General features: G+C 62.9%; 14 protein-coding genes. 10 read left to right on the top strand and 4 right to left on the bottom strand.

Annotation, left to right across the window (positions count from 1 at the left end; genetic code table 11):
• Positions 1-307: 307 nt before the first annotated feature.
• From ABZW16_RS41550 to ABZW16_RS41535, 4 genes are read left to right on the top strand one after another with little or no spacing between them, the layout of a single operon-like run.
• Positions 308-844 (top strand): hypothetical protein, encoded by a 537-nt coding sequence (locus tag ABZW16_RS41550; protein ID WP_354961655.1) that lies wholly within the window; start codon positions 308-310, stop codon positions 842-844.
• Complete coding sequence (locus tag ABZW16_RS41545) at positions 841-1,155, top strand: type VII secretion target (protein WP_354961654.1); 315 nt, start codon at positions 841-843, stop codon at positions 1,153-1,155. Before ABZW16_RS41550 ends, ABZW16_RS41545 begins: the two co-directional genes overlap by 4 nt.
• Positions 1,155-1,997 (top strand): hypothetical protein, encoded by an 843-nt coding sequence (locus tag ABZW16_RS41540; RefSeq protein ID WP_354961653.1) that lies wholly within the window; start codon positions 1,155-1,157, stop codon positions 1,995-1,997. Before ABZW16_RS41545 ends, ABZW16_RS41540 begins: the two co-directional genes overlap by 1 nt.
• Entirely contained in the window at positions 1,982-2,518 is a 537-nt protein-coding gene (locus ABZW16_RS41535; RefSeq protein ID WP_354961652.1) for a hypothetical protein, read from the top strand. Before ABZW16_RS41540 ends, ABZW16_RS41535 begins: the two co-directional genes overlap by 16 nt.
• A 318-nt stretch (positions 2,519-2,836) precedes the next feature.
• On the opposite strand, the gene ABZW16_RS41530 is transcribed toward ABZW16_RS41535, so the two are convergent.
• Both ABZW16_RS41530 and ABZW16_RS41525 read right to left on the bottom strand, forming a co-directional pair.
• Positions 2,837-3,196, bottom strand: a complete 360-nt coding sequence (locus tag ABZW16_RS41530; RefSeq protein WP_354961656.1) for a hypothetical protein — start codon at positions 3,194-3,196, stop codon at positions 2,837-2,839.
• Positions 3,193-3,792: a TetR family transcriptional regulator gene (locus ABZW16_RS41525; protein WP_354961651.1), complete on the bottom strand. Its 600-nt coding sequence runs from the start codon at positions 3,790-3,792 to the stop codon at positions 3,193-3,195. Before ABZW16_RS41525 ends, ABZW16_RS41530 begins: the two co-directional genes overlap by 4 nt.
• A gap of 140 nt (positions 3,793-3,932) precedes the next feature.
• Here ABZW16_RS41525 and ABZW16_RS41520 point away from each other — a divergent pair, with 140 nt between their 5' ends.
• The 3 genes from ABZW16_RS41520 to ABZW16_RS41510 all read left to right on the top strand — a co-directional run bounded on the left by ABZW16_RS41520 (position 3,933) and on the right by ABZW16_RS41510 (position 6,104).
• The gene (locus ABZW16_RS41520; protein ID WP_354961650.1) at positions 3,933-4,391 is read left to right on the top strand and encodes a nuclear transport factor 2 family protein; all 459 of its coding nucleotides are present in this window, start codon (positions 3,933-3,935) and stop codon (positions 4,389-4,391) included.
• A gap of 692 nt (positions 4,392-5,083) precedes the next feature.
• On the top strand, positions 5,084-5,506 hold the full coding sequence (locus tag ABZW16_RS41515) for an SRPBCC family protein (protein WP_354961649.1): 423 nt from the start codon (positions 5,084-5,086) through the stop codon (positions 5,504-5,506).
• Between the two features lie 118 nt (positions 5,507-5,624).
• Positions 5,625-6,104, top strand: a complete 480-nt coding sequence (locus tag ABZW16_RS41510) for a MarR family transcriptional regulator (RefSeq protein WP_354961648.1) — start codon at positions 5,625-5,627, stop codon at positions 6,102-6,104.
• On the opposite strand, the gene ABZW16_RS41505 is transcribed toward ABZW16_RS41510, so the two are convergent.
• The gene (locus ABZW16_RS41505) at positions 6,033-6,761 is read right to left on the bottom strand and encodes a MerR family transcriptional regulator (protein WP_354961647.1); all 729 of its coding nucleotides are present in this window, start codon (positions 6,759-6,761) and stop codon (positions 6,033-6,035) included. The two genes, ABZW16_RS41510 and ABZW16_RS41505, sit on opposite strands and share 72 nt — an antisense overlap.
• 62 nt (positions 6,762-6,823) lie before the next feature.
• Between ABZW16_RS41505 and ABZW16_RS41500 the strand changes: the two genes are divergently transcribed.
• On the top strand, positions 6,824-7,297 hold the full coding sequence (locus ABZW16_RS41500) for a DUF6194 family protein (RefSeq protein ID WP_354961646.1): 474 nt from the start codon (positions 6,824-6,826) through the stop codon (positions 7,295-7,297).
• Here ABZW16_RS41500 and ABZW16_RS41495 read toward each other — a convergent pair.
• Positions 7,267-7,572: a hypothetical protein gene (locus ABZW16_RS41495; RefSeq protein ID WP_354961645.1), complete on the bottom strand. Its 306-nt coding sequence runs from the start codon at positions 7,570-7,572 to the stop codon at positions 7,267-7,269. The genes ABZW16_RS41500 and ABZW16_RS41495 overlap by 31 nt on opposite strands.
• A gap of 62 nt (positions 7,573-7,634) precedes the next feature.
• Here ABZW16_RS41495 and ABZW16_RS41490 point away from each other — a divergent pair, with 62 nt between their 5' ends.
• Together ABZW16_RS41490 and ABZW16_RS41485 are read left to right on the top strand one after the other, a co-directional pair.
• Positions 7,635-7,829: a hypothetical protein gene (locus ABZW16_RS41490; protein WP_354961644.1), complete on the top strand. Its 195-nt coding sequence runs from the start codon at positions 7,635-7,637 to the stop codon at positions 7,827-7,829.
• Between the two features lie 102 nt (positions 7,830-7,931).
• On the top strand, positions 7,932-9,272 hold the full coding sequence (locus tag ABZW16_RS41485; RefSeq protein ID WP_354961643.1) for an aminotransferase class V-fold PLP-dependent enzyme: 1,341 nt from the start codon (positions 7,932-7,934) through the stop codon (positions 9,270-9,272).
• The last annotated feature ends 78 nt before the right edge of the window (positions 9,273-9,350 follow it).

Raw genomic sequence — 9,350 nt, 5'->3', positions numbered from 1 at the left:
TCCTTCCGGCTAAACGCCCAGATGCGGCGTTAGGTGATGCTAACCATAGCTGGAAGCACCCAAAGTGTTATCAGGGGACACTAAGTTGCCGGTGGATCTGAGGGTGGAGGTTCGAAATGGAATCCGTTGCGTCCGTTGGAGCGTCCGGTTAGGGTCAGGAGTCCGCGAAACGCGGGCATACACTGCCCGTCGGGGGGCCCGCGCGTCAGGTTTGTCAGGTCTGCGGGTTGGGTAACTGCCGCGGGTCCGGTAACTGCAAGGAAGCGAACACATGTCTCATCATGTGATCGGGGCGGGGCTATTCGAGATGACTCTTGATGATGGGCGCCTTCCCGTTCAAGTCCAGGTCAGCGGGAATCTGTGGAGCCGACTCGATCCGAGCGAGGTCTCGGCCGCCGCGATGACGGGATACTGGGTGGCGACGCTCTACCACGACGCCCCCATCACCCGCACCGGCAACTACACCGCACTCACCGCGCGCCTGCCACGCCGCGCGGAGCTGATCGCCCTGCTGAACGCCAGGTCGCTCGCCGAGTACGAGGCACTGGAACGAGTGCTGTACTGGCACGAGGAATTCACGGCGCACGGACCCGTGACCGACTTCGGATTCCCCTCGATGTCGGTCACCGCGGGACTCGGTCGCATCTCGGCGATCACCATCGATCCGCGCTGGGCAGCGAGGACCGAGCCGTCCTATATCGGGTACGACATCATCGCCTGCGCCGACCGGATTCGGCAGTGGCGGCCAAAGGTCCCGGACGAAGGTTCGTGGGCCCACCGCACCGATGACGAACTGGCCCAAGAGGTTCGCGAGTACTACGCATCTCTGACGAGGAACCGATGACGAACTTCCAGGTCGATCTGGTCCAACTGCGTGACACGGCGAAGGCGTGGTCGACGGCGAGCGACGATCTTACGACTGCCGTCACCAAGGCGCAGGAACTGCACGACTGCAATAAAGAAATCAGCTGGTCGGTGTTTCAGGCCGTATGGGACGCACAGGTTTCCGCCGCGCAATTCCTGCACGACAGACTGACCGAAGGCAGCGCCGAGGCCAAGTCCATCAGCAATGTGCTGAACCATATTGCCACCGTGTACGAAAATCACGACCAGGGCTGGGCGACTCAAATAGGCAACAACGGCGGGGGAAACTGATGGGTGATAAAACACTCGATGAAATCAGTACGGTCCTGGACGATTTCTCCAAGCAAATCGAAAAGCTGAAGAACCAGCCGGCCGCGGTGGACGCCGCGTTCGACGAACTGGCATCCGATGCCGCCGCAGCGGAAGGCGGGGCCCTGTTCGGGGTCATCGGTGCCGCTGTAGGGTACGCGTACGGTTCGATGACCGGCGACGATTTCACCGGTTACATGAGCGAGCACAAGCAGGAGATCAAGGACAAGATCCAGGAACTGCTGGACAAACTGGCCAAGGCTATTGAAGCGCTGAGAGCTCCCATCGCCCTGCTCAATACCAGCGGTGACTGGCTGAAACTGAAGTCGCAGATCGGCGGCGCGCAGAACGAAGAGGTCGTCAACGGCAACCTCAGCGGGTATTGGAAGGGTAGCTCCGCGCTGAAGTACGCCGGAGCACGCACGGTCCAGGACACGGCCATGGACACCGCGAAGTCGATCTGTGACACCCTCAACAAAAGCCTTGTTGCAGTATCCAATGCGGCGTGGACGTACTACACCGATGTCGTCAAACAGCTGGTCAGCTTTCTGACGAGCTTCGGCGCCGCGGTCGCCAAGATCGCCAGCGTCGTCTCTTTCACCGAGGGCGTGTCCAGCGCGATCGATCTCCTCAAGACGGTCATCGACAATGTGGTGACCTACATGCAGACGCTGACAACGGCATTGAAGACCGAACAGGACGCCATCAACAATATTTCCTCCGCCACGGACAACGCGAAAGGTTTCCTCGGAAACAAGTGGCCGCAAAGCGCATCGACAAAGTTCGACTCGGACTCCGAAGGAGACTCATGGCAGGCAGAATAGGGGCGCGGCTCGCACTGACCGGATTGTCGATGGTCGCGCTCTCGAGTTGCAGCCTGCTCCCCAACTCGATTACCCACCGGGAGCCGGAAAGTACGCACACCATGCAAGACCTGTGCAACTTTCCAAAGGAGTTCGTGACCAACACGTTTCACGCTCAAAAGCTGGAGGTCAGGCCTGAGGGACCAGGTTCGCCACCCATGGACCGGAAACTCGGTCACGGCGACCTGTGCTGGCTTACCAACGTTTCCCCGGTTGTGGTCACAGCGGTTGGCATGGATTACTCGCGGACGCCCGAACACTCGAACCCTGGAACAACCAGAACGTGGACAATCGATGGTGTTCCCGTTCAGGAAGTACCATCTGATCAACATTCGTCCACCAACACCACAGGACCTTCTATTACGTTGAAGGCCACCATCGATCGATGGACAGGCACGTTCATATTCAATTCCGATAGCGAATCGACCATCAAGGCAGCAGCCGAGATGCTGGTGAATATGGTTCGCACACTGAAGAATTGATCGAGGTACCTGAAGATCTTCGGACAGATATGGCTGGTCGCAAGGGGTTGATAGTCGGATCGCCACGCGCGGAACACTTCTCGTGCGAGGTGCCGTTCGAGACAGCGCTTTGTCTCTTTCGGGCTTTCCCTTCGCGCACCTTCTTGTCGTAGTAGGCGCGGCCCGACTACCGCAACGACCGACCCCCAAGACGCAGTGCGGGGGGCAGACACTCGACTAGGGCCAGGAGGCCAGCCTCCTGGCCCTAGTCGCGGTCGACCCGGGCTCCGGTCATGCGCGAGAAGCTGGCCCGAGCCGCACCATCGAAGGGGCATCGTTTCAGGCGTTGGCTGGCAGGTCCGTTCCGGCACCCCGCCGACGGAGTGCCACGAGGTCGTGGCGAGGCTGTGGGAGTGTCTGCTCGTTTGCACCGTCGACGGTGAATCCGGCGGCGGTGAATCCGGCGGCGGTGATCATCTGGCGGTCGTCGACGCCGGGCTGGCCTTCGTTGGTCAGGTAGTCGCCCAGGAAGATCGAGTTGGCGAGGTGCAGCGCCAGCGGCTGCAGGTTGCGGAGGTGGATCTCGCGACCGCCGGCAAGACGAACCTCGACGTCTGGGAAAAAGAACCGGAACAGCGCGAGGATGCGGATACAGCGCTCCGGAGAGCAGTCCGGAAGCGGCCGAAGATCCGGTGTCAGCGCTCGACTGCTTCAGACAGGTAGGACATGGCTTTGCCGCATGCATCGGCAAGGGTGCCTGTCTGGTGGCCCTGCAGCCACCAAGTCACTGCGATCCTGAGAGTGTCGCTGACGGCATGGGCGATGACCCGCGCCCGCAATTCGGCATCACGGGTCTGTTCGGTCCCCTCCAGCAAGGCATCGACGAACTGCTGCTGATCGCTGCCCCACATCAGGCGAAACATTCGGGCCTGCAAGGCGGGCACCGATTGGATCAAGCGGTACGAGCGTGCGGTGCGTTCGGGGTCGCCTGCGATCAGGCCGGCGAGCATTGCTCGGGTGACGAACTCGGCGTCGGATTCCCCCGGATGCCGCTGGGACAGGGCAGCGGCAGATGCAGCGCGCCCGTCGGGATTGCCGAGGATCACATCCTCCTTGGCGGGGAAGTAGCGGTAGAAGGTGCGCGGTGCGACGTCGGCCGCGGCGGCGATTTCTTCGACAGTGACTGCGTCGTAGCCCTTTTCCTCGAACAACCGTAGTGCGCAGTCCGCGATCGTGTCCTGCGTACGCCTGCGCTTGCGGGCTCTCAGGCTGGTCTCGCCGTCATCTGCCACCACGGAACCAGGGTAGCAATCTGTGACATACGCGCAAAAAGGCACACCTGCCGTTTGTCAGTCTTGCCAAATGGCACATCTGCCACATACTCTGCTTGTGTCCGACCCACCGCCGGGTCGAGCCCTATAACAGAGAGAATCCGATGAACCACACCGAAACCCTTCGCCGACACTTCCGCGCCTACAGCGACCACGACCTCGAAACCCTGCTGGCGACACTGGCCGACAACGTGACCGTGCGGTTCCCGACCAGCCCCGAGCCCATCTGTGGCAAAGAGCAGTTGCGACCGGTGTGGGCGAGGGTGCTCGACACGGTGATCCCGGACGTACGGCAAACCGTCCAGCGCATCGTTGTCGAAGGCGACACCGCCGCAACGGAATTCACCGAGACCGGCACCGTGGTCATACCCGAGGGGGCCGCTGCTCAACTGGAGCCGGGCGGGCGACCCTACAGTCTGGACATGGTGTCGTTCTATCATTTCGACGACGAGGGCCGAATCGACCGAATCCGGTCCTACTGGGATACCGCCGATTTCGCCACCCAACTCGGCATCGACATCGCCATCATCCGCGCCCTACAGGCAAGCGCGCACAGCGCCTGATCTCCAAGGCTGGGGCCGCGACCGATGGCAACGCTGCAGACACCGCCGCGGCAGCAGGCCTGACAATCGCTGACCAGTGTCGTTCGTTCCGGGGCACTGTCAGCACGAATTCCGCGACGGAGGTCCTGTTGGGTACAGCTGCTGTCCCCTGCAGGACCTTTCGTATGCGATTACCGCAGTCAACGGTTCCAAGGGAACTGCCGTCGGTGGGTGCCGTCGCGTTCTGCGTGGGCGATCAACTGCCATCTGCCGCCAGAGTTGTTCCTTCAGTGGGCCTTTGGGGGATTTCGCCCGTGCTGGTGTCGGTTCCGGCGCGGCGGCACGGCCTGCGCACGTCAGCTCGAAAACGGAAGGCGACATGACGATTCGATGGCGGGATTTCCAATGAGACTCCCACGCAGGCCTTTCGCGCAGAATTCGATCGAACTCTCCATGCCCGAGGAACCTGGGCCGACTGCTTGCAGCCCCAGTCCCACTGCGAGAGGCAGGCATGGGCACGGATTCATCGCTGCGACAATGCAATTCCGCTCCCCTGCCATGTCACGGACCGAACACGCGTCGGCTGGGACCGCAGATACGACTGACCGACAATGTCCCAGTGCGGGGTCGGTTGTGGCCCGATCGATGTCGCCCGGGAAGCCGATCCGAGATCAAGGGTTGACCTCAAAGTAATAAGCGCGCATACTAATTGCATGACGCAGATCGCAGAAGCCACCGCCACCTCGACCGCCACCCCCGCCGCCTTCTTCGCCAAGTGGGCCGACATGGCCACCTGGCCCGAGTGGAACCAGGACACCGAATGGGCCAAGCTCGACGGCAAGTTCGAGCAGGGCGCGACCGGCATCATCAAGCCCAAGGGTGGTCCCAAGACCAAGTTCGTCGTCACCAAGCTCACCGACACCGAATTCATCGACTCGTCCAAGCTGATCGGCGCACGGCTGATCTTCGCCCACCAGGTCACCACCGACGGTGAGCGCACTACCGTCACCGTCCGTATCTCCATGGATGGTCCGCTGCGCGGGCTGTGGAACAAGATCATGGGCGGCAATCTCGCCAAGTCGCTGCCGGGCGATCTCGACGCGCTGGTCGCCGCCGCCGAGGCGGTGCTGGTATGAGCACCGAGTACCGGCTCGCCGTCGTCTCCCCCGCCGTGGTCGGCCAATGGCGGCTTGGGAGATAGCTCGCAGCAGATTCGACCATGCCGATGAAAGCCTCGGTCTGTTGCTCTGGCGGGTGACCAACCGCTGGCAGGCCGCACACCGCGCAGCGCTGAGCCCTTTCGACCTCACGCATGTCCAGTTCGTCCTGTTGGCCGCCCTGACCTGGCTTGCCGGCCGATCGGCCGGCAAGCCGGTCACCCAGCGCGACGTCGCCGACCACGCCGCGACCGACCCCATGATGACCTCCCAGGTGCTGCGCACCCTGGAACAAAAGCGCCTCCTGGAACGCCGCGACCACCCCACCGACCGTCGCGCCAAATCCCTGATCCCCACCGAATCCGGTGCAGCCCTGGTCAACCGGGCCATCGGCGCGGTCGAAGCTTGCGACCGCGACTTCTTCGGCCCTCTCGGCGACCGCACGCCAGGCTTCACCGAAGCGCTGCATCGGCTACGCGGCCGCGACACGAGCAATGACCAATGGTCAAATCATGCACTCGAAGCGCAGGGTGAGGAGGGCGTGCAGTTCGGCAGCGGCCGTGAGCAGGGCACGTGAGCGGGATTCGATGTTCGCGTCGCGGGCGGCCAGGCGGGTCAGCAGGTCGCTCCAGCGCCGGGCGTCCCGCAGTTCGGGCAGCAGCAGACGGAGGGCGGGGATGCCGTAACCGGCGCGGCGGAGCTGGTAGATGACGCGCGCATCCCGGACGTCGGTGGGAGCGTAGGTGCGGGCGTCGCGGGTTTCGCCGCGGTCTGGGGTCACCAAACCCTCTGCGTCCCAGTGCCGCAATGTCGAGGGGCGGATGCCGAGGGCGTCGGCCAATTCGGAGATGGTCATCGAATCCGAGACGCGCACATCGATGATCGGTTCTTCCCTGATGTTGCGCACTGCGGCACGGGTGGCCTCGAGGTCGCGGCGCTCGGTGTCGAGTGTGGCGTGCGCGGCATCGAGGAGCGCCAGCATGACGGCGGGAGGGTCCCGGTGTGCCGCGCGCACAATGACTTTGGCCTCGACCGGCCCGACGCTCATGGCGAGTGCGTGATAGGCCCGCGCCGACACGACATGAATCTGGTGGTAGACCCGGTATCCGGTTGGGGTGCGGGTCGTCGGCGGCAATACCTCGTCACGTTCGAGATTGCGGATCTGCTGGACCGAATATCCCGACAGGCGTGCGACATCGGCGGTGCGCAACGACCCAGAGTTGGGACTTCCCACTGGCTCACCTCAGCATTCGATGTCCAACCCTCCACAAGCACTTCAATATGACGATAGAACTCATGGAAATCGACGAGATCACCGAGTTCATCGAATCCCTGGGCGGCGTCCTGACACTCGCCCCCGGCCCGGGCAGCGGCTTCCCGGAGATCGCCTGGGGCGACAAGTTCTTCTACTACGCCCCGGATGGCCAGGTCCCCACCCGAACCCAGCCCTTCGCGACCATCGTGACCGGGAACTACCCCGACGACACGACCTCGAACCTGGACCGCCCCGGCGTTTTCCGCCTCAACATCAACCCCGGCCGCGACGCCTTCGCCCGCCAACTCGGCCACACCCCGCGCGACACCGCCGACCACCCCGCCGACGCGAGCAAACCCGACACCTGGATCCCTCACCCCATTTACGCCAGCGCCGGCTGGCTAGCGGTGGTTAACCCGGCGAGCGGAACCGAAGCGATGGCCAAAGAACTCCTGACGACCGCCCACGCTCGTGCCCGAGCCGCCTACGACCGCCGCGCCGACCGACCGGTGTAGGTGGCCACACCGTCGATTCGGGGGTTTGCGCCGCTGACCACAGTTGTTGCCGTCCAGTGGAATTGGGCCATGATCGGAATCGATGGGCGGGAGCGGACCGTAGCCGCGAACCCGCGTGGGGTGGTGGCGTTTGTGCTGATCACCTTCGGGGTCTCGTGGCTGTGGCTGTTGCTCGCGGTGGTGATGCTCGGATACTCGATCGCCAATCCGGTGGTGCAGCTGCCGTTCGGGCTGGCACCGGCCGCGGCGGCGGTGATCGTGCGGCGCTGGATCACTCGCGAGGGCTATATGCAGCCGCAGCATCTGGACCGCGAGCCTGGCCCACGCCGGAAACAATATGGTGCTGTCACTCCTGGCGGGCCAGCTTCTCGCCACCGAGCTCGGCGACATGGTCCTCACCGCCGTCATTGCCGTGCCGCTGGGCGTCGTGGCGGCATGGATCGTGATGACCGGTCGCCTGAGTCCAGGCGACCGCGCCCAGGCGTTCATCTCCTTTCAGAACGGCTACTCCGGGTTTCGAGTCGGACGGTAATCGCGGGGTCGGCCGAGATCCGGGTACTTGCCCGCCGGGCATCGACTGGTCGATCATGATGGTGGGGAAATCTATTTCGACGACACGCGATGTGGACCGAGTATGACCGTTACACAACACGGAGATGTGAGCTTCGAAAGGTTCTCGAGCTCGTACCCCGCCTATCAGGGGACACGACATCTCGATCGCATCCGTGCTGACGACTTCCGTCAACTCGATGAGCAGGGCCTGATCTATCTGGACTACACGGGAAGTGGCCTCCCCGGCCGATCACAGCTTCGCGCGTATCAGCGCGCCATGGGCAACGAGATCTGGGGAAATCCGCACTCTGCGAGCGTTCCGTCACGGCGATCCACCGAGGTGATCAGGCGCGCTCGCCAGGCGACACTGCGATTCGTGAACGCCGATCCCGACGAGTACTCGGTTATCTTCACGGCGAATGCCACGGGCGCTCTTCGGCTTGTCGGTGAATCGTTTCCGTTCCAGCCGGGAGCCCGTCTGGCGCTACTCCGCGACAATCACAATTCTGTGCTCGGTATCCGCGAGTACGCACGTGCTCGTGGAGCGACAACGGAAACGATTGGCCTCCGATCAGATCTCCGCGCCGATCTCTCTGCCGTGGTAGACGCGTTGGACCCGGCTGAGAAGGCGCCCGCGCTGTTTGCGTATCCAGCGCAGAGCAACTTCTCCGGTGTCCAACATCCACTCGAATGGATACCCGAAGCCCATGCCCGCGGCTGGCAGGTACTACTCGACGCTGCCGCATACGCGGCGATCTCAGATCTGGATCTCACCAGGCACAAGCCCGACTTCGTACCGTTGTCCTACTACAAGATCGTCGGCTGGCCGACCGGGCTCGGATGCCTGATCGCCAGGAACGACGCGCTCACGCAGCTGCGCCGTCCTTGGTTCTCCGGCGGCACCGTCGTCGCCTCGAGTGCGCTGGGCGGCTGGTACGCGAGCGCCGAACCCCCCGGCAGTTTCGAGGACGGGACACCTGATTTTCTGGGCGCACTCGGTGTGTCGATCGGCCTGGACTACGTGCAACAGACTCTCGATCGCGACGCGGTCAGAACGCGAGTGCAGTGTCTGATGGAATTCCTGCTCGGTGAGATGTCGAGGCTGCGCCACAGCAATGGCATGCCTGTGTGTGCACTGTACGGACCCACCGACACTCGGGGAAGAGGCCCGACGATCGCGTTCAACCTGCTGGATATGGACGGCAACATCGTCGACGAGCGGGTGGCCGAAGACCGCGCGGTAGAGCGAGGGATCGCCTTGCGCGCCGGCTGTTTCTGCAACCCGGGAGTCGGCGAGACGATATTCGAACTCGAGCCCGCAGACCTGATTCGGGTCGGCACGATGCGGGCGGACCTGCATACGGTCGAAGATTACCGACGAGCCATCGGTTTACCCACCGGCGGTGTACATAGAAGTAGATAATTAAATTAAAAACATAGGATACCAAGATTTTTTAATTGTAGCAGAGCCCCAACACAAAGACTTTCAAAGAGAAAGTCA

This window comes from Nocardia sp. NPDC004604 (genome assembly GCF_040609795.1).
In the GTDB taxonomy this organism is placed as follows: Bacteria; Actinomycetota; Actinomycetes; order Mycobacteriales; family Mycobacteriaceae; genus Nocardia.
This window is presented reverse-complemented; position numbering and strand designations above follow the sequence as displayed.

Coding starts and splice junctions, on each gene's coding strand:
- ABZW16_RS41520 (WP_354961650.1), top strand. CDS start 3,933: ATGAACCACACCGAAACCCTTCGCCGACACTTCCGCGCCTACAGCGAC.
- ABZW16_RS41485 (WP_354961643.1), top strand. CDS start 7,932: ATGACCGTTACACAACACGGAGATGTGAGCTTCGAAAGGTTCTCGAGC.
- ABZW16_RS41515 (WP_354961649.1), top strand. CDS start 5,084: ATGACGCAGATCGCAGAAGCCACCGCCACCTCGACCGCCACCCCCGCC.
- ABZW16_RS41500 (WP_354961646.1), top strand. CDS start 6,824: ATGGAAATCGACGAGATCACCGAGTTCATCGAATCCCTGGGCGGCGTC.
- ABZW16_RS41545 (WP_354961654.1), top strand. CDS start 841: ATGACGAACTTCCAGGTCGATCTGGTCCAACTGCGTGACACGGCGAAG.
- ABZW16_RS41535 (WP_354961652.1), top strand. CDS start 1,982: ATGGCAGGCAGAATAGGGGCGCGGCTCGCACTGACCGGATTGTCGATG.
- ABZW16_RS41490 (WP_354961644.1), top strand. CDS start 7,635: ATGGTGCTGTCACTCCTGGCGGGCCAGCTTCTCGCCACCGAGCTCGGC.
- ABZW16_RS41540 (WP_354961653.1), top strand. CDS start 1,155: ATGGGTGATAAAACACTCGATGAAATCAGTACGGTCCTGGACGATTTC.
- ABZW16_RS41550 (WP_354961655.1), top strand. CDS start 308: ATGACTCTTGATGATGGGCGCCTTCCCGTTCAAGTCCAGGTCAGCGGG.